We start from the raw sequence: 26,461 nt of genomic DNA, 5'->3' as shown, positions 1-26,461 counted from the left end.
TTGCCAGATTGGCACTCACTTTATACCGTAGCTCTCCAGCTTGCGGTAGAAGGTCCTGAGGGGTATGCCCAGGATCTGGGCAGCCTTCTTTTTGTTGAAGTTCACCTGCCTAAGTATCTCCACTATGTACTCCTTCTCCAAGTCCTTTATAGTCTTAAACTCTTTCCTGTCCTCACCCTCCCTGTGGGTAAAGAGGCAGGAGATGTCTTCCGTTCCTATCTCTCCCGAATCGCAGAAGAGAACCGCCCTCTCCACTATGTTCTTGAGCTCCCTCACGTTTCCATACCAGGGGTAGGAGAGGAGCTGTTTTTCAGCTTCCGAGGAAAAGCCCTTTATCCTCTTTGAGTACTTCCTGTTGAAGAGGGTCAGGAAGTGGTAGGCGAGGGGCAGTATATCCTCTCTCCTCTCCCTCAGAGGTGGGATGTTTATCTCAACAACGTTGAGTCTGTAGTATAGGTCTTCCCTGAAGCCTCCCTCCTGAACGAGCTTCTTCAGGTCCCTGTTTGTAGCTGTTATCACCCTAACGTCGCTCTCTATCTCTCTCCTTCCGCCGACCCTGTAGAACCTCTTGGTCTCCAGCACCCTCAGGAGCTTTGCCTGAAGGGACGGCTCCATCTCACCTATCTCATCAAGGAAGAGGGTGCTCCCGTCCGCAAGCTCAAAGAAGCCCTCCTTCCCCCTGTCCGCACCCGTGAAGGCTCCCTTTTCGTAGCCGAAGAGCTCAGCCTCCATAAGCTCCTTCGGTATTGAGGCGATATTCAGGGATACCATAGGTCTGTCAGCCCTTTCACTCTTGCGGTGGATAAGGTTTGCCACAACCTCCTTCCCCACACCCGACTCTCCCGTTATAAGGACGGGACAGTCCGAGCAGGCTATCCTCTCAATCTGACTCACCACCTCAAGCATCGCCTTGCTCTGGAATACGAAGCCCCCGTAGTCAAGGGAGAGGTCCTTCTCCTTCCTGTAAAGTAAGTTCTCCCTCTTTATCCCCCTTGACTCAAGCGCTTTCTTTACCGTTATCTCAACCTCCCTTAGAGAGCAGGGCTTCGTCAGAAAGTCGTAAGCTCCCAGCTTCATAGCCTCAACCGCAGTCTTTATCGTCCCGTGCCCCGTTATGACGAGAACCTCAGTAAGGGGGGAGTTCTCCCTTATCCACTCCAGTATCTCCATGCCGTTGCCATCGGGCAGAAAGAGGTCTAGGAGTACAACAGAGTAGTCCTTCTCCTCAAGCATCTCATAAGCTTCCTCCCTGTCGGGGGCACCCTCAGCCTGATAGCCAAGTCCCTGAAAGTGCTCAACGAGAAGCTCCCTAAAGTCTGCATCGTCCTCAACAACGAGAATCCTCATTTCCCCTCTCCTACGTATATCTCAACCATCGTCCCCCTTCCGGGCTCACTCTCAACCCTCAGCTCACCGCCGAGGTTCTCAATAAACCTCCTCGCAAGAGGGAGACCCAAGCCAGTCCCGTAGGGCTTTGTAGTATAAAAGGGCTTGAATATCCTTTCAAGCTCCTCCTTCTCTATCCCGGGACCGTTGTCCTCAACCCTCCAAACGACCCGTGAGCCTTCCTTGTAGAGACTGACCCTAACCCTCCCACCTTCAGAAGCCGCATCAATTGCGTTGTCCACTATGTTTATGAGTACCTGCTCAATCTGCCAGGGGAAGGTGAATATCCTCTCTCCGTTGAGGGAGCTCTCAAACTCAATTCTCACACCCTTCCGCTTTGCCTTCGGGGAGAGCATATTTATAGCCTCAACGGTAACCTCCTCGGGCTTCACGTGATCTGGCTTCCCCTCAAAGGGCTTGCCGACGTCAAGGAGCTTCCTTACCGTCTCCGCACACTTCTGAGCCTGCTTGAATATCACCTCTGCTTTCTTCTTAACCCCCTCGTCCTCAACGTTCAGGAGCAGGCTCTCCGAATAGCCCATTATTGAGGCAAGGGGGTTGTTTATCTGGTGGGCTACCGAGCAGGCTATCTCTCCCGCAAGGGACAGCTTGGCTGTCTGCTCAAGGAGGACGCTCAGCTCCTTCTCCCTTGAGACGTCCCTCAGCCTCCAGAGGATGTACAGGTTCCCTTCAATCCTGAGAACCTCCTGCCTCAGCTGACAGAATACCTCCTCCCTGAGCTTCACCCTCCTCTCAGTGAAGAAGAGGCTCTTGAAGGGAAGGTCCTCACCTATAAGCTCCGACATCCTCCTCCCTATGATGTCCTCCCTCTCTATGCCGAACTGCTCAAGGACTGTTCTGTTCACGTCTATTACCCTTCTATCAGAGTTGAAGACCACTATCCCGTCCAGGGTGTTCTCAAAGAGGGAGAAGTAGAGCTTCCTCTCCTCCTGAAGCCTCTTTATCAGGTTCTCAAAAGCCTGGGATAGCTCACTGACCTCGTCTCCAGACTCTATGGGTCTCCTTATGTTCTCCTCTTCCCAAGAGATGACGTAGTTCTTCAGGTTCTCAAGGGGCCTGAATATCCTCAGGAAGACGAATATGGCAAAGATGCCTCCGCTCAGAACGAAGATAGAGCCTGCAACGAGAGCCTTCTGCTGGAAGCTGTATAGGGGCTTGAGGACAGTGTTTACAGGCTCTTCAACGAAAACGACCCACTTCCCGTCCTCACTCTTTGTATAGACGCCCACAACGTCCGTACCAGTCAGGGACGACCTGTATAGACCCCTCCGGAAGGGTATCCTCTCCCTTTCGGAGAACCTCATATCGCTGAAGGCAAGGACGTTCCCCCTCTCATCGGCGAGGAAAACCTCAACGCTCGGTGAGGGCTTTGCGGACACCACCGACTGCCAGAAGAGGGATAGGTCAAGGGAGAAGAGGAAGTAACCCTTCAGGACTCCGTCCTCAACGTCGGGAACAACTATTCTGAGGAAGGGCTCCTTGTACTGGGTGTAAAGGATACCGAGTATCCTCCTTGAGCTCTTCAGCTCCACAAACTTTTCAAACTTCGGCTCGGTCAGCTCCCTGCTGGCGGAGGACATCAGTATCCCGTCGGGGGAGTAAAAAGCCCCCTCAAATATCCCTCTAACATGTCCCGTAATCCTCCAGATTATCTCCTCCTCAGAAAAACCAAAGTTCCTGTAAAGGTAAACGAGGGAGCTCGTTTCGGACATCACCCTCTCTAAGAAGAGCTCAACCCTGCTCACCACAGAGGATGCGTAGAGGCTGTTGAACCTGAGCCTGTCTTGGAGTATCTTCTCCCTCATCGCTGAGTTGTGGTAGAAGAAGAGAGCGATGGGTATGAGGGTGAGTACGGAGAGGAGCAGGATAACCCGTGCCTTCAGGGAGAGCCTCATTTAACCACCTCATCAACGTAGGTGAAGAACTCCCTGTTGTAACCCACACCGAGCTCTGTGAGGGCTGTCTCGTTGACCGCCAGTCGGGGGTAGTAAGCCCTCTCAAAGGGAACGTGCTTTACGGGGGAGCCGTTGAGTATCTTGTAGGCTATGTGGGCAGCCTGAAAGCCCTGCTCGTATCCAGATGTTCCGTAGGCTACGTGGCATCCCTTCTTAACGAGCCCGGGGGAGTGGCAGAAGACAGGTATCTGGTGGAAGTTGGCGTAGTGGAGTATGTAAGTTGTCAGGAAGTTCTCGGTGTAAAAACAGGGGGTTATTATTATCGCCCTGTAGCCGTCCTCCTTCATATGGCTGATTATGTACTCAAGCTCCTTCACATCCTTCACGCTCAGCGGAACAACCTTTATGCCGAACTTCTTGCCAGCCCTTATGGTTATCCTCGTTGCGTTCTTTGATGCTTCAAACTGGGGGTTGCAGAAGACGAGCACCTTCTTTATGTTGGGAAACATCTTGGTAAAGAGCTCAACCCTCTTCTCCATCAGCTCCGCATTGAGGTTATCAACCCCCGTTATGTTCTCAGAGGGGTTTGAGAGGCTCTTCGTAAGCCCCCACTGGAGAATACTCGTCCCGCCGAGTATCACAACGGGAGTCTTCAGCTTACCCGAAGCCTCCTTTATCATGTAAGCCTCTAAGCTTCCCCCCACCGCTATCAGGTCGTACTCCTCCTCTCTGAGGGCGAGCTCCTGAGCAAGTTCCCTCATACGGCTGAGGGTGTTGTCGCCCTCGTAGAGGTCGTAGGTAACCTTTTCAAGACCGAGGTTCTTGAGACCCTCCTGAAAGCCCCTCACCTTTCCCATCCTCCCCTCTCCCGAGATGAAGAGGGCTATCCTGTAGCTCTCCCTCTTGCCCACCTCACACCCGAGAAGTAATAGGAAGGGCAAAAGCAAAAACAAAAACCTCATCAAGGAAAATATAACCCCTTACCCTCAGCACCGAACATAAGTTAGACTAATCGCCATGATAAGAAAGCTTTTACCCCTCTTTCTCCTTCTGCTCCTGTCCTGCGAGAGCAAACCCCAGATAAAGGATGTCAAAAACGTCCTTGAGGGAAGGTACCGATGGTTCGGAGATGTGGTTGATGTCAGGCTCATAAACATGGTCAAAATAGATGACAAGACTTATGTAGCCCAGATAAAGTACGGCATAAGGTTCAGGGAGAACCTATCCTGGTTTGAGAGAGAGCTAAAGAAGGAGCTCAGAAAGGAGAAGGACCTGAAGAACCTCAAGCTCTTTTTAAAGATATTCATGCTCAACGACCTTCTGAAAAAGTGCGGTCTGATTGAGAAGGGAAGGGTCTGTTACATGACGGCAACGGTCAAGTTTAAGAAGGTGAGGCTCGGGTGGGCACCCGAGCTTTAGTGCTTCATAGAAGCGACCACCTTCTTCCTGTAGAGCCAGAGAAGTGCACCCATGCCTATGAAGTAGGCTATGGTCACAACGCCCATCAGAGCCCTCTTTGCCTTCTCGCCGGGAGGAGGCTCGTTCACAGACCTCATGTAGGCCACTATCTTGGCTACCTTCTTGGGAGCCTCCTTGTCGTACTCTGGGAAGAAGAGCTTGGGCATTGAGGTTCCCGGGAGAACCTTCTGAGGGTCGGATATGAAGTTGTAGAGGTAACCTGCACCCCTTGAGAGATACATGGTGGAGAGGTCGGGAGGAATCTTACCGAAGGAAGCCTTCAGAGCCTGGAGGTCAGCGAAGGCAACCGATTCGTAAACGTCCCTCGGAACGAAGTAGCCCCTGACCTTAAGCTTGCCATCCTTCTCCTCAAGGATGGGCTTTCCCATGCTCTTCTCTATCTTTGACCACTCGGGCTTTGCGGTTACAGACATGAGGTAGATACCATCATACCTGAGGGAGTGACAGCTCGTGCAGTTCTGCTTGAAGAGCTCTCTGCCCTCAGCCGCAGCCTTAGGGTCATTTATTATCTTCTCAGCCTCATCGGGAATCTCATACTCAGCGTGGTGGGTGAAGGGGTTCTTGACCCATATTATGAAGAAGAAGACAACCGTCAGCGCCGTAAAGAAGACCGTCTTTATCAATCCCCATGTGCTCATGACTGACCTCCCTTTGCTTTGTACCATCCCCACTCAAGGAAGGAAATCACCGGCAGGGACAGGAAGAAGAGGAACGTTGTGAAGGTGAAGAACATACCGAGCTTTGCGTTCGCAGGTGTGGGAGCCATGGTCCCCAGTATAGTGAGGGCAATGGCGGATATTACGAACACCATGAACATTATGAAGAAGAGGGGTCTGCGCCTTGCGCTCTTTATAGGTGAAAAGTCAAGGAAGGGAAGTATTAAGAGGAATATGAGGGACAGGTTAAAGGCAACGAATCCCCAGAACTTACTCGGTATGGATCTGAATATCTCGTAGAAGCCGAGCAGGTACCATTCGGGTGCTATGTGGGGTGGCGTCTTCAGAGGGTCCGCTGGCTCAAAGTTGTCCGCCGGCAGGAAGTGGGACATGTGGAAGAACACGAAGAAGAAGAAGAGGGCGAGGTACCACATGGTGTAGGCACCCTCTTTGAGGGTCATGTAGGGATGGAAGGGAACGACCTTTTCGGGCTCCGCCTTCTTGTCTATCTCATAACCGTCTGGGTTGGATATGCCTGCAGCCCTCACAAGGAAGAGGTGTATACCGACGAGGATCATCAACAGAAGTGGCAGGAAGAGGACGTGAAGACCGAAGAACCTGCCCAGAGCGAGGTCCTCAAGCTTGTAGCCACCCTTCATCCAGATGGATATGGTCTCACCTATCGCACCGAGGAGTCCCTTCAGGAAGGGAGCCTCCTTCAGAGACATGGGTATCTCAGTTGTAACCACCATACCCCAGTAGGAGAGCTGTCCCCAGGGGAGCAGGTATCCCGATAGAGCTGTCATCAGGAGAACGAAGAATATAACCCAGCCTATTATCCATACGAGCTCTCTCGGCTTCTTGTAGGCGTTGTAGTAAATCCCTGTGAACATGTGAAGGTAAACTATAGCTAAGAAGAAGTTGGCTCCCGCAGCGTGTATGTGTCTAAAGAGCCATCCGAAGGATATCTCTCTCATTATAGTAAAGTTGGTGCTGTCAAAGGCGTGGGCTATAAGGGGCTTGTAGTACATTATGAGGATTATTCCCGAGATTATCTGTATGGCGAAGGTTGTCAGAGCCAGAACACCGAAGACGTAGGGAAAGGTGAGGTTCTTGGGTACTTTGTACTCAACCATCTGCTCCCTGTAAAGTTCCCTCACGTGCGCCCTTTCATCTATCCAGTCAACCACACGCTTGAGCATCTCATCTACCTCCCTTAAACGAGCTTATCCACAAATCCAGGCTCACCGACAACGAGCTTGCTTCCCTCCAGCTTCTGGGGTGGTACGAAGAGGGGTCTCGGAGGTGGTCCACCTATGTTATCGCCCCAGGGTGTGTAAAGACCGCCGTGACAGGGGCAATGGAGGTAGGGTGCCTTCACATCCTCGCTACCCTCAGGCTTCCAGAGGGGAATACAGCCCAGGTGGGTGCACACACCTATCAGGGCAAAGACATCGTGTCCCTTGAGTATGTCGTAGTTGAGCTTCCCCGCACTGTTGACCTGCTCCTTCTTAACCTGGTACTTATCAATAGTCAGGTCCTTGGGAAGCTTGAGGACAAAGAGGGGCTTGCCCTTGTAGGAGGTCACCCTAACGCCCAGCTCGGGCACCTTGCTTATATCAACCTCAACCTTAGCCTCCGTGGTAGAGGCTGCGCTCGGAGCGAGGGTTTTCACAATCGGGTAAAGAACCCCGAGGGCTCCTATAACTCCCATGCCACCTATGGCTACGTTGATGAAGTCCCTTCTTGAAGCTTCCATCTCCTTACCTCCTGACCCCGATATTTTATCATGACCTATATGTCATTTATCATATAAAAAATTTCTAATACTCTTATGAGTGTCTCTTATAACGGTTTTATATCACCTCACGAGAACGCTACCTTCGGAGATAACCCTTCCCCTCAGTATCTTGCCTGTGTTCAGAGATCTGACCCTGACCGTGTCCCCGTAAAAGCCCGTGTCAAGGGCTTCACCCCTGAAGCCTATCTCAAGGTTCCCGCTCCTGAAGATTACATCAACCTCGTCTCCCTTCCTTACGAGGGGCTTTTTTTAAGGTAGCTCTTCTTTATAAGCTCTCCCTTCTGGATCTGCCTGAGGGTAACGTAGTTGAGGAGCTCCTCCCGAGATATTGACCGCTTTGGACACCTACTCATGTACCTCCTCTCAAGGGCTGTCTGCCAGGGGAAGAGCCTCTCCCCCTTTGGTATCCGCTCCGTAGCTATCAGAACCTCGCACCTCCAGAGCACAACGAGGCTTGCGCTCACCCTTCTGAGCCCTTTTTTAGTTTTCAGGTAGATATGAAAGCTCCCCCTCGGAGAACCTTTCGTAAGGCTCAGGGACTTTCTCTCAATCCTTTGGTAGTTAATGGGTCTGCTGAGAAATACCTGGACTTCTTTGAGCTTTACCCTATCACCGAAGGTCCTATTGAGCTCCTCAGATGCAAGCCTCCTTACACCTTCTTCATCTAGAACCCCAGCCAGACTCGTGCTTAGGATGAGTATGAGAAGGCTAACGATGCAGGTTAGCTGCTTGGGAGAGCATTTCATCAGCAGCGGTTATCCCCTTCGTGTTGAACTCGTAAGCCCTCTGGGCAATTATCAAGTTTACCATCTCCTCCACTATGTTCACGTTTGAAGACTCAAGGTAGCCCTGCAGGAGAGTTCCGAGCCCCTGGTTTCCTGGGTTGTCTATTATAGGGTCTCCAGAGGCATCAGTCTGAACGTAGAGGTTGTTACCTATTCTCCTGAGCCCTGCAGGGTTTATGAACTTGGCGAGCTCAATCCTGCCAACCTCCTCAACGGTGGTCGCCCCCTGCCTGAAGACTGAGACCGTTCCGTCCGCACCTATCCCTATGCTGATGGCATCCGGAGGGATGCTTATCTCAGGGTCTAAGGGATAGCCATCGCTGTTGACTATCCTGCCATCCCTGTCCAGGCGGAACTGACCGTTCCTCGTGTAGGCTATCGTCCCGTCGGGCATAACCACCTTGAAGAAGCCGTCTCCCTGTATAGCTATGTCAAGGGTGTTTCCCGTCTGGGTGATGTTACCCTGGGTGAATATGCCGTATGTATCCGCTACGTATGTCCCCAGCCCTATCTGGAAGCCGGAGGGAGAGCGGGTGATGGGTGATGTGGGTGCTCCGGGCTCCCTTACGGTCTGATAGACGAGGTCCTGAAAGGTCGCCCTCATCTTCTTGAAGCCCACCGTGTTTACGTTAGCCATGTTGTTGGATATAACGTCAAGGTTCGTCTGCTGGGCGGTCATACCAGAAGCTGAAGTCCAGAGCGCTCTGAACATGGAACACCTCCTTGTAGGTTTTAATCGGCAGATGGCGGACGACGTTTATAATTTCTTGTCGGATGGAAAACCTTGTATGGATAGTAAGGAAGCTAAAGCCTTACCTCCCCCTTCTCTTTCTCTCCCTCGTTGGCTCACTGCTTCAGTCGGGAGGCGCAACGGTGATAACCCTCCTCGTGAAGGGGGTGATTGATGACGTCTTCATACTGAGGGACCAAGAGAAGCTCAGTCTAACGATACTGCTCCTCCTCGCCTCAGCCCTTACGATGCAGGTGGGTTTCTTCCTGTCCAAGTATCTGGTCAGCATAGCCTCGGAGAAAACTCTCAGGGACATAAGGGAGGAGGTCTTTGAGAAGCTCCTGAAGGTTCCCTACTCCTTCTTCATAAAGAGACCAGCAGGAGACATAATTAGCAGAATAGTCAGCGATGTGGACAGGATAAGGCAGATACTCGTTGACCAGATACCCGTTCTCCTTCGGGAGCCCTTCGTAGGTATAGCCCTCATAGGGGTTCTTCTCTACAGGGATGCACTCCTCACCCTATTCCTTGCTGTTGCCATACCGGTCATGAGCCTGACCGTCAGGTACTTCGGTTCCAAGAAGGGAAAGCACCTCAGGAGGAGTCAGGAGGGCACGGCGGAGCTCACCCAGACTCTTTCTCAGACACTGCAGGGTATAGAGAACGTCAAAGTCTTTTCAGCGGAGGGAAAGCTCCTTGAGTCTTTCAAGCGTTTCAACGAGAAAATCTACAGGTCGCTGGTCAAGTCTGAGCTCTACATAACTGGGAACACAGCAATAAACTACATATTCGGCTACCTCGTGGTGGCAGGGGTTCTCTCTTACGGTGGTTACAGAATACTTCAGGGGCACATGACGCCGGGAGACTTCATCTCTTACCTTACAGCACTCTTCATGGTTCAGCCTCCCATATTGGAGACTCAGAAGTCGCTGATGAACCTGAGAGGCTCCCTACCTGTTGTTGCGAGGGTAAGGGAGATGCTGGGCATGGAGGAGGAGAGGGACGGAGAGCTTGAGTTCAAAGGTCTTAAGGAAGGGGTGGAGTTCTTAAACGCCGGTGTTCTGATTGAGGACAGGTGGATTCTCAAGGATATAAGACTTAAGGTCAGCAGGGGGGATAGGGTCGGTATAGTGGGGCACACCGGCTCGGGAAAGAGCACTCTGGTCAAGCTCATACCAAGGCTCATAGATTACACGGGCTCCATCAGGGTGGACGGTACAGAGCTCAGGGACTTTGAGCTTCGCTCCTTGAGGGCGAGAATTGGCATGGCTACTCAGGACACCTTCCTCCTGAATGCAACGATAAGGGAGAACATGCTCATAGCAAAACCGGAGGCGACCGACGAGGAGATATGGGAGGCTCTCAGGCTGGCTCTGTGCGACTTTGTTGAGAGGATGGATAGAGGACTTGACAGCGTAGTCGGGGAGAGGGGTTACTCCCTTTCGGGAGGAGAGAGACAGAGACTCTCTATAGCGAGGCTCTTTCTGAAAAACCCCGAGATAGTTATCCTTGATGAGGCAACCTCCGCCCTTGACATGAACACAGAGAAGAGGCTTCTCAGAAACATATTCAGCTTCTTTGAGGGGAGGACCATGCTGATAGTAGCCCACAGGCTCTCAAACGTCATGGAGTGCGACAGAATCGTTGTCCTGAGGGAAGGTGAGATAGTTGAGGAGGGAAACTTCTACACCCTGATTGAGAGGAAGGGTGAGTTCTTCAGGATTTTCAAGGAGGGCAAGGTGGTATAATCCTTAGGGGGTATGGCTAAGCTCTTCATTCTCTCCGCTCCTTCCGGAACAGGCAAGAGCACGGTAGCGGGAAAGCTCCTCCAGCAGGTGGACGGGATAAGAAGGATAGTTACCGTCACCACAAGAGAGCCAAGACCCGGCGAGGAGCCGGGTGTTGATTACATATTCATGAGCAAGGAGGAGTTTGAGGAGGGGATTGAGAAGGGTCTCTTCCTTGAGTACGCCAACGTTTACGGAAACTACTACGGAACACCGAAGGACCAGGTGGAGAGAAATCTTAAAGAGGGGTACGACTCCCTACTCGTGATAGATGTTCAGGGAGCCTTCAAGGTGAAGAAGATGTATCCCGATGCGGTGAGCATCTTCCTGCTCCCTCCGTCCATGGACGAGCTCAAGCGCAGGATGATAGGCAGGGGTTACAGGGACAGGAATGCGGAGGAAAGGCTCAAGACCGCCAAAGGGGAGATACCCTGTGCGAAGAGCTTTGATTATATTATAATTAACGACTTCGTGGACAAGGCTACCCAGCAGCTCAAGAGCATCATAATAGCTACGAGGTGTGAAAGGGACGATGTCCTCAAGAACCTCAAGAAGCTCCTCCCCAACGAGGAGGTCAGGAATCTTATAGAAGGAGGTGAGTGTTATGTCAAGGAGACCTGATATAGAGAACGCCCTCAAGCAGGTCCAGTCAAGGTACGAGCTCGTTCACGCCGCTGTCAGGAGGACAATGCAGCTCCTTCAGGAGGGTGATGACTTCTTCATAAGGGGGGAGAGAGAGCTCATAAAGAAGACCTTCCAGTCAATTGAGGACATAGCGAAGGGGAAGGTCAAGGTGGTCAAAGAGGGTTAATTTATAAGAATGTTCATAACCGGACTGACTTTACGGGAGCTAAAAGAAGAGTTCTCAGCCCTCGGGCTTGAGAGCTACAGGGCTGACCAGGTTCTCAGGTGGCTTTACAAGAAGCTAACTACGGACTTCAGCCTCATGACAGACCTTTCAAAGGAGCACAGGAGCCTGCTAAAAGAGAATTTCTCCTTCCACCCCCTCAGGATGGTTGAGAGGGTTGAGGCTCCCGATGCGACGAAGTTCCTCTTCAGCACAGAGGACGGGCATATCCTTGAGACCGTCCTGATAAAGGAGAGGGACCACCTCACCCTCTGCGTTTCCTCCCAGATAGGCTGTGCGGTTGGGTGCAGCTTCTGTGCAACAGCCCTTGACGGTCTGAAGAGAAATCTGAGGACGGAAGAGATAGTGGACCAGCTCCTTCAGGTCCAGCTTCAGACAGAGGAGAGGATAAGGAACGTGGTCTTCATGGGCATGGGCGAGCCCTTGGCTAACTATGAGAACGTCAGGAAGGCAGCCCTCATAATGACCTCCCCCTGGGGCTTTGACCTCTCCAAGAGGAGGGTGACGATATCAACTAGCGGGATAGTCAGCCAGATAAGGCGCGCGGCTCGGGACCCCCTGATGAGAGAGCTGAACTTAGCGGTCTCACTTAACTCCCCCTCTCAGAGCTCAAGGGAGGCTCTGATGCCCCTGACAAAGACCAACCCCCTTGAGGAGCTGATGGAAGCCCTCAGAAACTTCCCTCTACCGCCTTACAGGAGGATAACCCTTGAGTACGTCCTCATAAAGGGGGTGAACGATTCTGAAAGGGACGCAAGAAGGCTGGCAGAGCTCGTAGGTAGGGCAAGGAAGAGGTTCAAGGTGAACCTGATACCCTTCAATCCAGACCCAAACCTTCCCTACGAGAGACCCTCCCTTGAGAGGGTTCTGAGATTTCAGAGAGTCCTCTGGGACAGGGGAATATCAACCTTCGTGAGGTTCAGCAAGGGAACTGAGGTCTTCGGAGCCTGTGGACAGCTGAGGACGAGGAGGGATGTGTTAAAATCTCACTTACATGAAACCACAGAAGTGGCTGATTGAGTTCGCCGTAATTATAGCGATAGTCCTGTTGATAAGGGCTACCCTCGTTCAGGCTTTCAACATACCCTCCGCCTCCATGCAGCCCACCCTCCTGATAGGTGATTTCATACTCGTGAACAAGCTCGTTTACAGGCTCTCAGAGCCAAGAAGGGGGGATATAGTGGTCTTCAAGTACCCGGTAAACCCCTCCCTTGACTACATCAAGAGGCTGATAGCCAGACCGGGAGACCTCGTTGAGTTCAGGGAATTCTACGATGAGAAGGCTCAGATAAAGATTTACGAGGTCAAGGTGAACGGGAAGGAGTATGCCCTTAAGTACAAGAGTCTTAGGAACTTCAACGGAAGGTTTTACTACGAGTTTGAGGAGAGCATACCCGTTGATGGGAAGGTCGTCAGGCACAGGGTCTGGTACTCAGCCTACCCTACGAAGGTTGCAGGTCTTGTCTCCTACAACGGCGAGGAGTGCCTTGAGCAGAGGTACAACCTCTGTGTGAAGTTCCGCGTTCCACCCGGGCACTACTTCGTCATGGGGGACAACAGGGACAACAGCGAGGACAGCAGGTTCTGGGGTTTCGTTCCCAGAGAGAACATCGTCGGGAAGGCTTTTGTCATATACTTCTCGGGAAAGGTCCCACCCCTCACACCCGATGAAGTCACCTTCTTCACCGGCTTTCGCCAGCTCTTCTTGGCTCTGCTCCACCCGAGGTTTGACAGGATAGGAACCTACTTCATATATTGACGAAGTACTTAACGAGGCTTCCTATGCCGAAGCTTGCCCCTGCGGCAAAACTTGCCGAAAGAACCATCTCAAGGGCTTTCTTCTTAAAGGAAATTCCCGAAAGAAGGGCTATAAAGCCCGCAACTACGAGCAGAACGAGGAGGGCTAAGAGAAGGGAGAGATAGAGGGCACTGATTGAGCTTGAGCTGAAGAAGTAAGGGCTCACAGGGAATACAACGCCGAGCAGGTAGGAGAGACCCGTAAAGAGGGCGGAGCGAATCTCGTTCTCGGAGACGGAGTCTTCAAGTTTTGCCTCTCTTCCCGAGACCTCTGCCAGAATCTTCTCCCTTTCCCTGCTCGCCTCGTTCACCTGCCTTTGGGAGCGAACGGATATGAAGGCACCCACACCCATGGACAAGGCTCCCGCAACTCCTACAACCACCGCGCTCCAGCCGACAAGGGAGGGTTCGTTCCTGTAAACAGCGGAGAGACCGGCAACCACACCGAGAAGCTCAACGAGACCGTCGTTCATACCGAGGACCATGTCCCTCACGTTGGCCAGCCCGAGCTGTTCAACCTTCTCCCGAAAGGTGCTCTCGTGGGAAAGCTCGTCAAGTATCACAGACCTCAGCCTCTCAATTTCATCCTCCGAAAGCTCGGAGCCTCTCTCCTTCAGAAAGCGGTAGTACTGGGTGTAGGCACTGGACTCCCCCAGCTCAAGAAGGGATACGAGTAGTAAGGGATTTATAAACCTACCCAGAAGAAGAACAAAGCTCTGAAAGAACCTCCCCCTAACCTCTGGCAGCTCCTCTCCCCTTCTCCGCAGGAACTCCCTCCAGAAGCGGGCGTGCCCCTTCTCCATGTTGGCTATTCTCTCCAGAGAGGTCCTGAGCTCCACATCCTTGGTCCTCTTTGCAAGCTCGGAGTAAAGTCTGTAATCGTTTACCTCATTCAGGTAGAATTCTTTAGCATACTCCGTGAGAGGTCTCATCCCAGAAACTCTCTTACCTCCTCTGCCTTCTTTTTGGAGTATCTTATGCAGTCCGCCACGGACACACCGCTGAGGTAGTTACCCGTCAGAAAGAGACCCCTGTGAACCTCCTCCATCTCCTTGGCGAGCTCAATGTACTTACCGTATCCCAGCGTGTACTGGGGTATAGCCCTCTTCCACTTCTGGATGTGGTAAAAGTCAAAGCTCCCTATGCCGAGTATCTCCCTCAGCTCCTCCTGAACTATCTCAAGTATCCTCTCATCGGAAAGCTCAAGGACCTCCCTGTCGGTAGCCCCTCCCAGGTAAAGGGTGAGGAGCTCCTTTCCTTCGGGAGCTCTTCCGGGGAAGAGCTTTGAGGAGAAGATAACACCGAGTATTCTCTTGCCCTCTTTCCTCGGAACGAGCAGACCAAAGCCTTCGGGAACAGAGCCCGCCTCCACACCCACGTTGACCACGATAACAGGAACGTAATCTATCCTGTCAAACTCCAGGGAGGCACTCCAGGAGAGGTCCTTAAGGAGGTAAGAGGCTGTGTAGGCTGGGGAGGAAACCACGAGCGCTCTGCTCTCTACCTTCCCACCCCTTGTCTCAAGAACAAACCTGTCCTCCTTCCTCCTTATCCTGAGGACTACGTTCTCCCTCTTTATCTCCAGCTCCTGGGCGAGTTTTTCTATAAGGGTCTTCAGTCCTCCCTCAAAGGAGACGAGTTTTCCCTTCGGTCCGAGGGACTTCTTCTTGAGGGCTCCCTTGAGGAGGCTTCCAAACTCCTTTTCAAGGGCGTAAACCTTGGGAACGGCGTACTTTACCGAGAGCTTCTCGGGGTCTCCTGCGTAAACCCCTGAAACGAAGGGAGCTACAATGTAGTCAAGGAACTCCTCCCCGAGCCTCCTCCTGACGAAGTCTGCCACGCTCTCCTCGTTCTTTATGGGCTTGGGAGCCCAGGGCTCCTTAAGAACGCGGAGCTTTGCGGAGAGGGAGAGGAGAGGAGAGGTCAGGAAGGAGAGGGGACTGAGGGGAAGGGGTATGAGCCTTCCCTTCCTGTATATGTACCGGTTCTTTGAAGAGGGGGAGGCTACAAGGGGCTCTATTCCAACCTCCCTGAAGAAGTCCATAACCTCTTCATCGGCGAGGATGGTCTGGGGTCCGAGCTCAAAGGTGTAGCCTAACTCACTTCTTGTCTTGATGTTGCCGCCTATCTCTTCATCCTTCTCGTAAACGACCACATCGTAGCCGAGCTTCTTAAGCCTGTAGGCGGTTGAGAGCCCGGATATACCCGAGCCTATGATTACTATATCTCTCATGGAGAGCTATTCTAAACCACCCCGAAGGGGTCCTTTTATGGTTTAAAACAGCTCAGGACTTGAAGGGGACCCCTTTCGTGGGCGAGGAGGGCACCGCGTAGGCTCTCTTGGGCATCCTCCCGGCGAGGTAGGAGAGCCTTCCCGCTATGGTGGCGTACTTCATGGCGACAGCCATCTTTATGGGGTCCTTTGCCTCCGCAAGGGCGGTGTTGGTGAGTATCCCGTCAACGCCGAGCTCCATCACGGGGGGTATGTCTGCAGCGCTCCCTATCCCTGCATCAACTATCACGGGAACGGAGACCGCTTCCTTTATGAACATTATGTTGTAGGGGTTCTGGAGTCCCAAGCCAGAGCCTATGGGCGCCGCAAGGGGCATAACGGCAGCACAGCCGATATCCTCAAACTTCTTGGCAAAGACAGGGTCGTCAAAGATGTAGGGAAGGACAACGAAGCCTTCCTTCACAAGCACCTTGGCAGCTTCATAGGTCTGCTCCATATCCGGCAGGAGGGTCTTCTGGTCTCCTATAACCTCAAGCTTTATCCAGTTTATTCCCGTAGCCTCTCTCGCAAGCATAGCTGTCTTAATAGCTTCTTCTGCGGTGTAGCAGCCTGCGGTGTTCGGGAGTATCAGGTACTTCTTCGGGTCTATGTAGTCTAAGAGGTTTTCTTTGGTGGGGTCTGTTATGTTCACCCTCCTTACGGCGACCGTTATTATCTCGGCTCCCGATGCCTCAAGGACTTCCTTGTTCTGCTGAAAGCTCTTGAACTTACCGGAGCCTATTATGAGCCTTGACCTGAAGCGCCTTCCGGCGATCTCAAAGGGGTCCTCCTGAAGGAGCCTTTCGTAGTCTGTCATCTGCTCACCTCCATATCTTAGAGAAATCTAATTTAGCTCTGCACCTTCCCAGGTCAAAGGTAAACTCGCCTTCTCCCCTGAACCTACCCAGTTCTCTGTACTTTCCTCCCTCAAGACCGTATATCTCAACCTCTTGAGTGTCTGGGTCAACCATCACATAGTATTTGACTCCTTCCCTCTCGTATATCTCATACTTGGTAATCCTGTCCTTCTCCCTAGTTGAAGGGGAGAGAACCTCAAAGACAGCCTTGGGCGGGAAGTAAAGCCTCTTTTTGGAAAAGAGCTCTTCCTCAAGGTTCTCAGAGCAAACTATGAGGTTGTCGGGTTCAAGGATAGTGTCCTCGGAGACCTGCCAGTCAATTGATATGAGGCAGATGCAGTCTTCACACTCTTCAAGCTCCTCTTTCAGCAGAGTGCATATGTTTGTAGATATGAGCTGGTGTTTCGGTGTAAGCATGGGAGACATAGCATAGGGTATTCCCTCTATGAGCTCCCACCTGCCTTCCCACTGCTCCCAGTCCTCAACGCTGTAGTGGGGCAGAAGCCTGACCTTCAATCAACCTCCTCCAACAAGCTGGACTATCTCTATCCTGTCGCCTTCCTTCACCCTTCTTGTTTGGTATTCAGACTTGGGGACCACCTCCTCGTTTATAGCCACAGCAAGACCTACCTCTCTGAACTTAATCTCCATGAGCTCCAAGAGCTCCATCACTGTGAGCTCTCTATCAAGGGTTTTTTCCTCTCCGTTTACGAACACCTTTGTCATAAGAAAAATATAAGGCAGGGGGGATAGCGCCTTCAAGCTCTCAGAGGAGTTCCAAAGCTCTCTCTCCTATTACCTCACCTATAATCCAGAGGCTGACACCCCTATCCTCAGCCTCCCTTTCAAGCTCCTCCCTTCTATGGGGCTCAAAGGTGAAGAGGAGACCCCCCGATGTTACAGGGTCACAAAGGAGCAGTATCTTCCACCATTCAAGCTCGCTCCTGAGGTAGTCCTTCACGAAGGAGTGGTTGTCCTTTGCCCCCTTTGGAAAGAGCTTCTTCCTGACAAAGGTTACAGCCTCCTCATAAACGGGAACTTTCTCAAAGAAGAGCCTCATCCCCACATCGGAGTTTCTGCAGATGTTGTAGGCATGACCCAAAAGTCCAAAGCCCGTAACATCGGTGCAGGAAGTTGCACCTATAGATTTCGCCAGCTCCGAAGAGCTGTCGTTGAGCCTGAGCATGTTCTCAATGACGTGTCCTATGTCCCCCTCGCTGAGGAGTCCCTCCTTTAAGGCTTTTACTACTATCCCTGTTCCCACCGGCTTTGTGAGGGCGACGAGCTGTCCCGGTCTCGCCCCGCTCTGGGTAAGGTACCTGCCATCAGGGCATACGCCGGCTACCGCCAGCCCGAACTTGGGCTCCTTATCGTCTATTGTATGCCCGCCCAGGAGGACTGTCTTAGCCTCCCTGAGCTTGTCAACAGCACCTCTCATAACATCCCTGAATACGTCCAGGTCAAGGTCGCAGTTGTTGAAGCCAACTATAGCCAGAGCGTTGAGAGGTATCCCTCCCATGGCATACACATCGCTGAGGGAGTTGGCTGCACTTATCGCTCCCCACAGGTAGGGGTCGTTGAGTATGGGCGTTATGAAGTCAAGGGTATGAACCCATACCACCCCACCGTACTCGTAAACGCCCGCATCGTCCCCCACCGAGAGCAGTGTGTGCTCGTCGGTGTACGGGGAAAGCCCCTCCAAGATAGCCTGCAGGTCCCCCGGACCCAGCTTTGCCGCTCAGCCAGAGGACCTCACGAGCTTAAGAAGCTCCGCCATAGGTTAAGTTTACAGCTCCCTCTTCCCGATCTCCTTAGAGATTTTGAAATCAGGGTTTCAAGAAGGTTCTAAAAATTCAAAGGATGCTCCTGAAGGCTTCCTTTATTAGCCTGAGCTCGGAATCCGAGACCGTTCTCATATCAAGAAGGAGCCTGTCCTCCCTTATCCTTCCCACGACCGGGGGCTGGGCGTTCCTGAGCCTATTGGCAAGCTCCTGAGCTGTCAGCTGTTTGTGCTCTACCGTGAGGCAGTAGGTCGGGAGCTCAAGCTTGGGGAGAGTCCCCCCACCGGGCTTTGCCCGGTCCTTCACAACCCCAAACTCAAACTCTTTCAGGTCCCTCAGAAGCCTCCTGAGTCTGTTAGCCCTTCTCCTCAGGGTTTCTTCTCCCTCAGAGAGCATCCTTATTACGGGGATGTCTCTTACCCTGCCCTCCCTGTAGAGACGTAAGGTAGCCTCAAGCCCCGCAAGGGTGAGCTTGTCAATTCGCACAACCCTCAGGAGCGGATTCCTCTTCACAGCCTCAATCAGCTCCCTTCTCCCCAAGATTATCCCAGCCTGCGGTCCTCCCAAGAGCTTGTCGCCGCTCCCCGAGACGAGGTCAACGCCTGAGCTGAGAACCTGAGAGAAGCTGAACTCTCCCCACTCTGCCTTCAACTCCTTGAGCTCAAGGAGAAGACCGCTACCGGCATCGTAGTAGGTGGGCAGTCCATAGCGCCTTCCGAGATCCGCAAGCTCCTGAGGGGAGACCTCTTCGGTGAATCCCTCAATGTAAAAGTTGCTCCTGTGAACCTTCATAAGAAGGGCTGTCTCCTCCGATATGGCTTCCTCGTAGTCCCTCAGACGTGTCCTGTTGGTAGTCCCAACCTCCCTGAGGATGGCTCCCGAGCTCCTCATTATGTCCGGTATCCTGAAGCTGCCCCCTATCTCCACGAGCTCGCCCCTTGAGACCACCACCTCCCTGCCCGAGGCGAGGGTGTTCAGTATGAGAAAGACCGCCGATGCGTTGTTGTTCACGACGAGGGCTGCCTCCGCACCCGTTAGCTCTCTCAGGTATTCTTCAAGGTGGGAGTTCCTGCTTCCCCTCCTGCCGGTGCAGAGGTCGTACTCAAGGTTTGAGTATCCCTTAGCTATGTTCTCAACGAACTCAGCCACCTCTTCGCCAAGGGGAGCCCTTCCGAGGTTAGTGTTTATCACAACTCCTGTAGCGTTTATCACCCTCCTGAGGCTGGGAGAGAGTAGCTCTTCTATCCTTCGCTCCACATCCCTGTATATCCCCTCAACGCTCCTTCTTCTTCCCTCCAGTATCTCCCTCCTGTAGAGCTCCGTTATCTCCCTCGCCGCTCTCTTTACGAGCTCCTCGGGATACTTACCTCTGAAGCTCTCAATTATCCTTGAAACCTGAGGAATATTCCTCAATAGCTTCTCCATTAGGTGTATTTTATTACCTGATGGGGGTTCTGCTTTTGCTCAGCCTTCTGGCTCTTCTCCTCTCCTGCTCCTCAAAGAGCGGGAACGAGAAGGAGCTTAATATAGGCGTTAGGGGAAAGGTTCACATAGAGTACAGAAGATGAGGTACGTTCTCTTTGCAACAGCTGGTCACGTTGACCACGGCAAAACTACCCTGATAAAGAAGCTCACCGGCATTGACACCGACAGGCTCCCCGAGGAGAAGAGGAGGGGTCTCAGCATTGATTTGGGCTTTGCCTACATAGATTACCCCGAAAGGAGCCTTCGCCTTGAGCTCATAGACGTCCCCGGACATGAGAGGTTCATAAAGAACGCCATAGCGGGGCTTTCAAGCGTTTCGGGAGTCCTTCTCGTCGTTGATGCGGGAGAGGGGGTCATGCCCCAGACGAGGGAGCACATGGAGGTGGCTAAGAGCTTGGGGGTAAAACACGGCGTAGCCGTCCTTACGAAGATAGATAAAACCCCTTCGGAGCTCCTTCCCGTTGCTGAGGAAGAGCTGAGGGAGTTTCTGAAGGGTGAAGGCCTTGAGCTTCCCATCCTGAAGGTTTCTGCCTTAACGGGTGAGGGCATTGATGAGCTCAAGGAGGTTCTGGGAGAGCAGGCACAGAGCTCCCTCGGTGGAAGGAGGGAGATGCCCCTCAGGGTTCTCATAGACTCAGCCTTTCCTGTTAAGGGGCACGGGACCGTCCTGAGGGGGAGCTGTGTTGAGGGTCATGTGAGGGAAGGAGAAAAGGTTGTGGTTGAGCCAATAGGAAGGAGGGCGAGGGTCAGGAGGATTCAGAACCACGGGGTCTTCGTTAGGGAGGCGGAGGCGGGGGAGAGGGTGGCACTCAACCTGCCGGAGGTGGAGGCGGGGGAGGTGGAGAGGGGCTTCTGGATTCTTAAGCCGGACACTTACGTAAAGGGAAAGAGCATGATAATAAGCTCAGAGGCGGAGCTCAGGAGCGGCAGGGTCTACTACGCCTTCTTCGGCATGAGGGAGGTAAGGGGAAGGTTTTCATCTCTCGGAGAAGGGCTCTACATACTGAGGCTTGAGGAGGAGGTGGTAGCCCGGAAGGGAGACAGGTTCGTGATCCTTGACTCCACCGGGAGGCTCGCAGGCGGGGGAGAGGTTCTCCACCCATCCGTCAGGGTCAGGAAGAAGAGGTTCATCAGAGAAAGGGCAGAACTCTTGAGGGAGAACTTTGAGGCTTACCTTCTCAAGGAAATGGGAACGGAGGGGCTCAGCGGTGAGCTCTTCTGGAGGATGACCGGGAGGGCTCCAAACACGGGAAGGCTTGAAGACATCTCCGTAAAGGTTGGGGGCAGGTTCTATCCCCTTGAGGTGGTGGAGCTCCTGAAAGAGAGGCTCAGGTCAATGGTGGAGAGAAGGCTGGGTGAGGGGAGCTTCGGTATCCCAAAGGCTGAGGCTTTAGAGAGGCTTGGGCTGGGCGATGAGCTCCTTGAACATCTTGTCTCTGAGATACCGGGCATAAGGCTCGTGGGAGAGTATATCCTTGACGAGAGGAGGAGCGAGCTTGAGAAGAACCCTGACTTCGTCAGGGTGATGGAGATTCTGAAAGAGGGGATAAAGGAGGAGAGGGAGCTTTTCAGTGTCGGTGTGCCAAGGGACGTTCTCCAGATAGCCATCAAGAGGAAGAGGGTTCACAGGCTCGGGGAGTTTCTCCTCATATCGGACGAGCTTCTGAGGGAATACATCAAGCAGCTGAGGGAGCTCGGGAGAAGCTTTACCCTTCAGGAGGCAAAGGGAAAGCTCGGGCTAACGAGGAAGTACCTCATACCCCTCCTTGAGTACCTTGACCACCTCGGCATGACGGAGAGGAGGGAAAAGGAAAGGGTATGGAGGGTTTGATATGTTGAGGGACATAGACCTTAAGCTCCTTGAGATCTTCTGCTGCGTCTATGAGAAGAGGAGCCTTACAGAGGCTACCAAGTGTCTTCACGCTTCCCAGTCAACCCTATCCTTTCACCTTAAGAACCTTGAGAAGCAGGTGGGACAGAAGCTCTTTTACAGGAAGGGAAGGCACCTCGTACCCACGACGATAGCGGACAGGCTCTACGACTATGCGAGGGAGCTTATGGACTTTAAGCTCCGCCTCATTGAGGACATAGGCAGGTTCTCGGGAAGGAGAGGGGGTCTCATCAGGGTTGGTGCGAGCAGTGTCCCGGGCAACCTGATACTGCCCGAGCTCGTGGGTGAGTTCCTGAGCACTTACAGAGGAAACATGAACGTTGAGCTCGTGATAGGGGACAGCGAAAATATATACAGGGGCGTTGCAAAGGGGGAGCTTGACTTCGGGGTTGTGGGCTACCTTCCCGAGAGGAAGCTCCTTGACTTCATAAAGTTTTACGAGGACAGGATATGGGCAGTTGGAAGCCCAGAGCTGGAGGAGAGGGTTTACTCTCTGGAAGAGATCAGGACCCTTCCCCTCATAATAAGGGAAGAGGGCTCCGGAACGAGGAGTAGGGTTGAAGAGGCTCTGCGCAGACACGGTCTCTCCTTAAGGGATATGAACGTGATAGCGACTCTGGGGAGCAACGAGGCTATAAGATCTCTACTCAGACACGTGAGGGCTTTTAGCTTCCTATCTGACCTCGTAGTGCGTGGTGACAGCTTCCTGATCAAGCTGAGGGTCTCCGGCTTTGAACCCATAACGAGGAGCTTTTACCTTGTAAGAGACACAAGCAGACCTATATCAACGGGCGCCCAGGAACTCCTGGAGTTTCTAAAGCTAAGAGCTAAAACGTTGTTTTAAAATTGCTATCGTGAAATTGAAAAGTTAACTTTCAAGCTTTCTATATAAGAGTTTTTGCATATAAGGAGATCTATATTTAACTAAATTCATATAATTTTTGCCCCTCAGTGCTTAAAAGAATACATCAGAGACATAACCGAACCCCTTACTGAATGCCTGTTCATAACCCCCTTCTTTGCCCCAAGAGACATAGGAACGTAAATTAGAGGGTAAATCCTTGTCAAGGAGGTGGAAAGATGGATATCTCAAGGAGGGGATTCCTCAAGCTCTCGGCAGGCGGGCTTGGAGCCGGTATCGCCGGCGGGCTGGGGTTTAACCTCGGTCAGGCTCATGCCCGTGTCAGGGAGCTAAAGATAGCCAAGGCAAAGGTCACAAAGAGTATATGGCCCTACTGCTCTGTCTCCTGTGGCATACTCGCCTACTCCCTGTCGGACGGAGCGATGAACGTCAAGGAGAGGATAATCCACATAGAGGGGAATCCCGACGACCCTATAAACAGGGGAACCCTCTGTCCTAAGGGGGCTTCACTTAAGGACCTTATAAACTCACCGTACAAGCTCAAAAAGCCTCTTTACAAGCCCTCCGGTGCGAGCGAATGGAAAGAGATAAGCTGGGATGAGGCTATTGAGAAGTTCGCAAGGTGGGTGAAGGACACGAGGGACAGAACCTTTGTCCATAAGGACAGAGCGGGGAACGTTGTGAACAGGTGCGACTCCATAATCTGGGCTGTGGGCTCACCCCTCGGAAACGAGGAAGGGTGGCTCATGGTCAAGGTCGGTATAGCCCTCGGTCTATCGGCGCGAGAGACACAGGCGACTATATGACACGCACCCACGGTGGCCAGTTTGGCCCCAACCTTCGGCAGAGGCGCTATGACCAACAACTGGATAGACATATCCAACTCTGACCTCGTCTTCGTCATGGGTGGAAATCCGGCGGAGAACCACCCCTGCGGGTTCAAGTGGGCTATAAAGGCAAGAGAGAAAAGGGGAGCCAAGATAATAAACGTTGACCCGAGATTCAACAGGACGTCCGCGGTTGCGGACATATACGTCAGGATAAGACCGGGCTCCGATATAGCCTTCCTCGGCGGATTGATAAACTACGTTCTCCAGAACGAGAAGTATCAGAAGGAGTATGTGAAGATACACACTACCGCACCCTTCATAGTTAGGGAGGACTTCGGCTTCAAGGACGGGCTCTTTACCGGCTACGACCCCAAGACCAAGAGCTACGACAATTCCAGCTGGGACTACGAGTTCGGTCCGGACGGGTATCCTAAGATGGACCCAAGCCTGAAACATCCCAGGTGCGTCCTGAACATTCTCAAAGAACATTTCTCCCGCTACACACCCGAGGTGGTTTCAAAGATATGCGGTTGTAGTAAGGAAGAATTCCTCAGGGTGGCAAAGGAGGTTGCTGAGTGCGGGTCTCCTAAGAAGAACATGACGATCCTGTACGCTCTGGGCTGGACACAGCACTCCTACGGAACCCAGCTCATAAGAACAGCCTGCATGCTTCAGCTTCTTCTCGGGAACATAGGGGTTCCGGGAGGGGGTATAAACGCCCTCAGGGGGCACTCAAACGTTCAGGGCATGACAGACCTTGCCGGACAGAACAAGAACCTCCCCACCTACATAAAGCCCCCCAAACCTGAGGAACAAACGCTGGCTCAACATCTAAGGAACCATACGCCCAAAAAGCTCCATCCTACCAGCATGAACTACTGGGCTAACTATCCCAAGTTTTACATAAGCTTTCTCAAGTGTATGTGGGGTGATGCGGCAACGCCTGAAAACGATTTTGCCTACGATTACCTCTACAAACCCGAGAAGGGCTACAACTCCTGGGATGAGTTCATTGATGATATGTACAAGGGCAAGATGGAGGGTCTGGTTACAGCCGCTCTGAACTTCGTTAATAACACGCCCAATGCCAAGAAGACGATAAGGGCTCTTCAGAACCTGAAGTGGATGGTCGTTCTTGACAGCTTTATGACTGAAACCGCCGAGTTCTGGAAAGCGGAAGGTGTGAACCCTGCAGATATAAAAACCGAAGTTCTGGTCCTACCCACTGGGGATTTCATAAACAAAGAGGGGTCTATGACCAACAGTGCAAGATGGGTAAAGTGGAAGTACAAGGCTGTGGACCCAGAAGGAGATGCCAAGGACGAGTACTGGATATTCGGGAAGTTCTTTACGAAGATAAGGGAACTTTATAAGAAGGAAGGTGGAGCTTTCCCAGACCCGATACTTAACCTCGTGTGGCCCTACAAGAATCCTGAGTATCCGACCGCTGAGGAGATACTGACTGAGATAAACGGGTACTACACGAGGGATGTTGATGGACACAAGAAGGGGGAGAGGGTCAGGCTCTTTACAGCTCTCAGAGACGACGGATCAACCGCCTGCGGTGGCTGGCTCTACTGCGGAGTGTTCCCGCCGGAGGGCAACCTCGCCAAGAGGACGGACCTTCACGACCCCCTCGGTCTGGGAACTTATCCCAACTACGCATGGAACTGGCCCGCCAACAGGAGGGTTCTCTACAACAGGGCTTCCTGCGATGCTAAGGGAAGACCCTGGGACCCTGAAAGACCGCTCCTCAGATGGGACCCCGAGAAAGGGAGATGGGTTGGAGATACTCCTGACACAGCCGCAACCGCACCGCCCGAGAAGGGGATAGGTGCCTTCATAATGCTCCCGGAGGGAAGGGGAAGGTTGTTTGCAGCGAGAAGCTACGCAACCTTCAAGGACGGACCCCTACCGGAGCACTACGAGCCCTACGAGTCCCCAGTTCAGAACGTCCTTCACCCTCAGGTCCCCCACAACCCGATAGCAAAGGTTTACAAGTCGGATATGGACCTGCTTGCATCACCTGATAAGTATCCCTACGTGATTACAACCTATCACCTGGTTGAGCATTATTTCTTCCAGACAAACAACGTTTACTCCCTTGTGAGGCTCTTTCCAACCCATGTATTCGTTGAGATCCCAGAAGAGCTTGCCAAAGAGAAAGGCATAAAGAACGGTGATATAGTCAGGATAGAAACACCCCGGGCGAGTGTGAGAGCCTTTGCGATGGTAACCAAGAGGATCAAGCCTCTCAACGTAGCAGGTAAAACAGTTTATACCGTAGGGCTACCCATACATGGAGGGATACAGGGCTACGCAGCCAAGATTCTGCGTAACAATGCAAAGGCATCAATAGCGAACCTGATAAGCCCGAACGTCTGGGATCCCAACTCAAGGACGCCGGAGTTTAAAGCTTTTCTCTGCAATATAGAGAAGGCATAAGGGAGGTGTAAAGATGAGCACTTTGACAACGGGCGGAACGGTCGGGCTCGGTATAAAGAGGCTTTCAGCCTCCAAAGAGCCAGATACATCAACTAAAACCTATCCAGAGTTAGCCATACTGGTTGATATCTCTTCCTGCATAGGCTGTAAGGCATGTGAAGTTGCGTGTCAGCAATGGCACGACCTCACCCCTCCGATACTCACAGAGGATGAGATTAAGAAACTTGGCTTCGTGAGCTATCAGTCTCTCCCGGACCTCAGGCACGACCTCTTCATGCTTATGAGGTTCAACGAAGGGGAGACGGAAAGGGGCTTTACCTGGTTCATAACCAAGTACCAGTGCATGCACTGTAGAGAGCCCGGATGCCTGATAGCCTGTCCCTCTCCGGGTGCTGTTGTTCAGTATCAGAACGGGGTGGTTGACTTTGACCACTCCAAGTGCATCGGATGCAAGATGTGCCTTGTGGGGTGCCCCTTTGACGTGCCCAGATACGACGCCAACAACAAGCCCTGGAAGTGCAACTTCTGTATAGACAGGGTGTCCGCCGGACTTGAGCCCGCCTGTGTAAAGACCTGCCCCACGAACTGCCTCACCTTCGGACTAAAAGAGGATATGATTGAGAAGGGCAAGAAGATAGTCGCCCAGCTCAAAGAGAGGGGCTACAAGAACGCAACCCTCTACGACCCTGAGGGTGTAGGGGGAACAGGCTACATATACGTCCTGCCCCACGGAGACCACGTTAAGGACTACAACCTGCCGGAGGAGCCCAAGATTGAGGCGAGCATAGGACTGTGGAAGGGACCTCTCAAGACCCTCGGCAGTATAGCCCTTT

General features: G+C 52.6%; 25 protein-coding genes and 1 pseudogene. 11 read left to right on the top strand and 15 right to left on the bottom strand.

Translation table 11 applies throughout. The annotated features are described in order from the left end of the window. Positions 1-15 precede the first annotated feature (15 nt). From AC1HCM_RS02305 to AC1HCM_RS02295, 3 genes are read right to left on the bottom strand one after another with little or no spacing between them, the layout of a single operon-like run. Entirely contained in the window at positions 16-1,347 is a 1,332-nt protein-coding gene (locus AC1HCM_RS02305) for a sigma-54-dependent transcriptional regulator (protein ID WP_479460161.1), read from the bottom strand. Beyond that, on the bottom strand, positions 1,344-3,302 hold the full coding sequence (locus AC1HCM_RS02300; RefSeq protein WP_479460160.1) for an ATP-binding protein: 1,959 nt from the start codon (positions 3,300-3,302) through the stop codon (positions 1,344-1,346). Before AC1HCM_RS02300 ends, AC1HCM_RS02305 begins: the two co-directional genes overlap by 4 nt. Further along, a complete protein-coding gene (locus AC1HCM_RS02295) occupies positions 3,299-4,264 on the bottom strand; it encodes an ABC transporter substrate binding protein (protein ID WP_479460159.1) in 966 nt (321 codons plus the stop codon). Before AC1HCM_RS02295 ends, AC1HCM_RS02300 begins: the two co-directional genes overlap by 4 nt. Positions 4,265-4,319: 55 nt before the next feature. Between AC1HCM_RS02295 and AC1HCM_RS02290 the strand changes: the two genes are divergently transcribed. Further along, the gene (locus AC1HCM_RS02290) at positions 4,320-4,721 is read left to right on the top strand and encodes a hypothetical protein (protein WP_479460158.1); all 402 of its coding nucleotides are present in this window, start codon (positions 4,320-4,322) and stop codon (positions 4,719-4,721) included. On the opposite strand, the gene AC1HCM_RS02285 is transcribed toward AC1HCM_RS02290, so the two are convergent. The 5 genes and pseudogenes from AC1HCM_RS02285 to flgG form a co-directional block, all read right to left on the bottom strand. After that, a complete protein-coding gene (locus AC1HCM_RS02285) occupies positions 4,718-5,419 on the bottom strand; it encodes a cytochrome c1 (protein WP_479460157.1) in 702 nt (233 codons plus the stop codon). The two genes, AC1HCM_RS02290 and AC1HCM_RS02285, sit on opposite strands and share 4 nt — an antisense overlap. Then, complete coding sequence (locus AC1HCM_RS02280; protein WP_479460156.1) at positions 5,416-6,639, bottom strand: cytochrome b; 1,224 nt, start codon at positions 6,637-6,639, stop codon at positions 5,416-5,418. The genes AC1HCM_RS02285 and AC1HCM_RS02280 overlap by 4 nt, the downstream gene beginning before the upstream one ends. Before the next feature lie 14 nt (positions 6,640-6,653). Beyond that, positions 6,654-7,196 carry a ubiquinol-cytochrome c reductase iron-sulfur subunit gene (gene petA / locus AC1HCM_RS02275; protein WP_479460155.1) on the bottom strand — a complete coding sequence of 181 codons (543 nt, stop codon included), beginning with the start codon at positions 7,194-7,196 and terminating at the stop codon, positions 6,654-6,656. Between the two features lie 102 nt (positions 7,197-7,298). Then, a pseudogene (flgA, locus tag AC1HCM_RS02270) lies at positions 7,299-7,984 on the bottom strand (flagellar basal body P-ring formation chaperone FlgA). Then, a complete protein-coding gene (gene flgG, locus AC1HCM_RS02265) occupies positions 7,947-8,735 on the bottom strand; it encodes a flagellar basal-body rod protein FlgG (RefSeq protein WP_479460154.1) in 789 nt (262 codons plus the stop codon). Before flgG ends, flgA begins: the two are co-directional and overlap by 38 nt. A gap of 62 nt (positions 8,736-8,797) precedes the next feature. Between flgG and AC1HCM_RS02260 the strand changes: the two genes are divergently transcribed. From AC1HCM_RS02260 to lepB, 5 genes are read left to right on the top strand one after another with little or no spacing between them, the layout of a single operon-like run. Beyond that, complete coding sequence (locus tag AC1HCM_RS02260) at positions 8,798-10,501, top strand: ABC transporter ATP-binding protein (RefSeq protein WP_479460153.1); 1,704 nt, start codon at positions 8,798-8,800, stop codon at positions 10,499-10,501. A gap of 12 nt (positions 10,502-10,513) precedes the next feature. Beyond that, positions 10,514-11,161 (top strand): guanylate kinase, encoded by a 648-nt coding sequence (gene gmk / locus AC1HCM_RS02255; protein WP_479460152.1) that lies wholly within the window; start codon positions 10,514-10,516, stop codon positions 11,159-11,161. Next, entirely contained in the window at positions 11,145-11,351 is a 207-nt protein-coding gene (gene rpoZ, locus AC1HCM_RS02250; protein WP_479460151.1) for a DNA-directed RNA polymerase subunit omega, read from the top strand. Before gmk ends, rpoZ begins: the two co-directional genes overlap by 17 nt. A gap of 9 nt (positions 11,352-11,360) precedes the next feature. After that, on the top strand, positions 11,361-12,428 hold the full coding sequence (gene rlmN / locus AC1HCM_RS02245; RefSeq protein WP_479460150.1) for a dual-specificity RNA methyltransferase RlmN: 1,068 nt from the start codon (positions 11,361-11,363) through the stop codon (positions 12,426-12,428). Continuing rightward, entirely contained in the window at positions 12,403-13,167 is a 765-nt protein-coding gene (gene lepB / locus AC1HCM_RS02240) for a signal peptidase I (RefSeq protein ID WP_479460149.1), read from the top strand. The genes rlmN and lepB overlap by 26 nt, the downstream gene beginning before the upstream one ends. Here the strand turns inward: lepB and AC1HCM_RS02235 are convergent. The 7 genes from AC1HCM_RS02235 to selA all read right to left on the bottom strand — a co-directional run bounded on the left by AC1HCM_RS02235 (position 13,157) and on the right by selA (position 19,540). After that, the gene (locus AC1HCM_RS02235) at positions 13,157-14,137 is read right to left on the bottom strand and encodes a VIT1/CCC1 transporter family protein (RefSeq protein ID WP_479460148.1); all 981 of its coding nucleotides are present in this window, start codon (positions 14,135-14,137) and stop codon (positions 13,157-13,159) included. The genes lepB and AC1HCM_RS02235 overlap by 11 nt on opposite strands. Further along, entirely contained in the window at positions 14,134-15,438 is a 1,305-nt protein-coding gene (gene hemG / locus AC1HCM_RS02230) for a protoporphyrinogen oxidase (RefSeq protein ID WP_479460147.1), read from the bottom strand. The genes AC1HCM_RS02235 and hemG overlap by 4 nt, the downstream gene beginning before the upstream one ends. A gap of 52 nt (positions 15,439-15,490) precedes the next feature. Continuing rightward, a complete protein-coding gene (locus AC1HCM_RS02225; RefSeq protein WP_479460146.1) occupies positions 15,491-16,294 on the bottom strand; it encodes a thiazole synthase in 804 nt (267 codons plus the stop codon). Positions 16,295-16,298: 4 nt separating this feature from the next. Next, positions 16,299-16,850: a Uma2 family endonuclease gene (locus AC1HCM_RS02220; RefSeq protein WP_479460145.1), complete on the bottom strand. Its 552-nt coding sequence runs from the start codon at positions 16,848-16,850 to the stop codon at positions 16,299-16,301. After that, complete coding sequence (thiS, locus tag AC1HCM_RS02215; RefSeq protein WP_479460144.1) at positions 16,851-17,060, bottom strand: sulfur carrier protein ThiS; 210 nt, start codon at positions 17,058-17,060, stop codon at positions 16,851-16,853. Between the two features lie 40 nt (positions 17,061-17,100). After that, positions 17,101-18,063 (bottom strand): selenide, water dikinase SelD, encoded by a 963-nt coding sequence (gene selD, locus AC1HCM_RS02210; RefSeq protein WP_479460162.1) that lies wholly within the window; start codon positions 18,061-18,063, stop codon positions 17,101-17,103. A gap of 124 nt (positions 18,064-18,187) precedes the next feature. Then, the gene (gene selA, locus AC1HCM_RS02205) at positions 18,188-19,540 is read right to left on the bottom strand and encodes an L-seryl-tRNA(Sec) selenium transferase (RefSeq protein ID WP_479460143.1); all 1,353 of its coding nucleotides are present in this window, start codon (positions 19,538-19,540) and stop codon (positions 18,188-18,190) included. A gap of 20 nt (positions 19,541-19,560) precedes the next feature. Here selA and AC1HCM_RS02200 point away from each other — a divergent pair, with 20 nt between their 5' ends. The 5 genes from AC1HCM_RS02200 to fdxH form a co-directional block, all read left to right on the top strand. Then, positions 19,561-19,683: a hypothetical protein gene (locus AC1HCM_RS02200; protein WP_479460142.1), complete on the top strand. Its 123-nt coding sequence runs from the start codon at positions 19,561-19,563 to the stop codon at positions 19,681-19,683. Then, complete coding sequence (gene selB, locus AC1HCM_RS02195; protein WP_479460141.1) at positions 19,680-21,431, top strand: selenocysteine-specific translation elongation factor; 1,752 nt, start codon at positions 19,680-19,682, stop codon at positions 21,429-21,431. The genes AC1HCM_RS02200 and selB overlap by 4 nt, the downstream gene beginning before the upstream one ends. A 1-nt stretch (position 21,432) precedes the next feature. Then, entirely contained in the window at positions 21,433-22,335 is a 903-nt protein-coding gene (locus AC1HCM_RS02190; RefSeq protein WP_479460140.1) for a selenium metabolism-associated LysR family transcriptional regulator, read from the top strand. A gap of 236 nt (positions 22,336-22,571) precedes the next feature. Beyond that, a complete protein-coding gene (gene fdnG / locus AC1HCM_RS02185) occupies positions 22,572-25,628 on the top strand; it encodes a formate dehydrogenase-N subunit alpha (protein WP_479460139.1) in 3,057 nt (1,018 codons plus the stop codon). A 13-nt stretch (positions 25,629-25,641) separates the two neighbouring features. Then, the coding region (gene fdxH / locus AC1HCM_RS02180; protein WP_479460138.1) for a formate dehydrogenase subunit beta at positions 25,642-26,461 on the top strand (820 nt) is incomplete at its 3' end.

This window comes from Hydrogenivirga sp. (assembly GCF_056450045.1).
This window is presented reverse-complemented; position numbering and strand designations above follow the sequence as displayed.

What these genes read in the sequence shown, in the direction of transcription:
- flgG (WP_479460154.1), bottom strand. Translation starts at nt 8,735, where the DNA reads ATGTTCAGAGCGCTCTGGACTTCAGCTTCTGGTATGACCGCCCAGCAG.
- AC1HCM_RS02225 (WP_479460146.1), bottom strand. Translation starts at nt 16,294, where the DNA reads ATGACAGACTACGAAAGGCTCCTTCAGGAGGACCCCTTTGAGATCGCC.
- hemG (WP_479460147.1), bottom strand. Translation starts at nt 15,438, where the DNA reads ATGAGAGATATAGTAATCATAGGCTCGGGTATATCCGGGCTCTCAACC.
- lepB (WP_479460149.1), top strand. Translation starts at nt 12,403, where the DNA reads ATGAAACCACAGAAGTGGCTGATTGAGTTCGCCGTAATTATAGCGATA.
- AC1HCM_RS02235 (WP_479460148.1), bottom strand. Translation starts at nt 14,137, where the DNA reads ATGAGACCTCTCACGGAGTATGCTAAAGAATTCTACCTGAATGAGGTA.
- selB (WP_479460141.1), top strand. Translation starts at nt 19,680, where the DNA reads ATGAGGTACGTTCTCTTTGCAACAGCTGGTCACGTTGACCACGGCAAA.
- AC1HCM_RS02305 (WP_479460161.1), bottom strand. Translation starts at nt 1,347, where the DNA reads ATGAGGATTCTCGTTGTTGAGGACGATGCAGACTTTAGGGAGCTTCTC.
- AC1HCM_RS02200 (WP_479460142.1), top strand. Translation starts at nt 19,561, where the DNA reads ATGGGGGTTCTGCTTTTGCTCAGCCTTCTGGCTCTTCTCCTCTCCTGC.
- selA (WP_479460143.1), bottom strand. Translation starts at nt 19,540, where the DNA reads ATGGAGAAGCTATTGAGGAATATTCCTCAGGTTTCAAGGATAATTGAG.
- petA (WP_479460155.1), bottom strand. Translation starts at nt 7,196, where the DNA reads ATGGAAGCTTCAAGAAGGGACTTCATCAACGTAGCCATAGGTGGCATG.
- AC1HCM_RS02290 (WP_479460158.1), top strand. Translation starts at nt 4,320, where the DNA reads ATGATAAGAAAGCTTTTACCCCTCTTTCTCCTTCTGCTCCTGTCCTGC.
- AC1HCM_RS02280 (WP_479460156.1), bottom strand. Translation starts at nt 6,639, where the DNA reads ATGCTCAAGCGTGTGGTTGACTGGATAGATGAAAGGGCGCACGTGAGG.
- gmk (WP_479460152.1), top strand. Translation starts at nt 10,514, where the DNA reads ATGGCTAAGCTCTTCATTCTCTCCGCTCCTTCCGGAACAGGCAAGAGC.
- rpoZ (WP_479460151.1), top strand. Translation starts at nt 11,145, where the DNA reads ATGTCAAGGAGACCTGATATAGAGAACGCCCTCAAGCAGGTCCAGTCA.
- AC1HCM_RS02285 (WP_479460157.1), bottom strand. Translation starts at nt 5,419, where the DNA reads ATGAGCACATGGGGATTGATAAAGACGGTCTTCTTTACGGCGCTGACG.
- rlmN (WP_479460150.1), top strand. Translation starts at nt 11,361, where the DNA reads ATGTTCATAACCGGACTGACTTTACGGGAGCTAAAAGAAGAGTTCTCA.
- AC1HCM_RS02295 (WP_479460159.1), bottom strand. Translation starts at nt 4,264, where the DNA reads ATGAGGTTTTTGTTTTTGCTTTTGCCCTTCCTATTACTTCTCGGGTGT.
- AC1HCM_RS02260 (WP_479460153.1), top strand. Translation starts at nt 8,798, where the DNA reads ATGGAAAACCTTGTATGGATAGTAAGGAAGCTAAAGCCTTACCTCCCC.
- AC1HCM_RS02190 (WP_479460140.1), top strand. Translation starts at nt 21,433, where the DNA reads ATGTTGAGGGACATAGACCTTAAGCTCCTTGAGATCTTCTGCTGCGTC.
- AC1HCM_RS02300 (WP_479460160.1), bottom strand. Translation starts at nt 3,302, where the DNA reads ATGAGGCTCTCCCTGAAGGCACGGGTTATCCTGCTCCTCTCCGTACTC.
- thiS (WP_479460144.1), bottom strand. Translation starts at nt 17,060, where the DNA reads ATGACAAAGGTGTTCGTAAACGGAGAGGAAAAAACCCTTGATAGAGAG.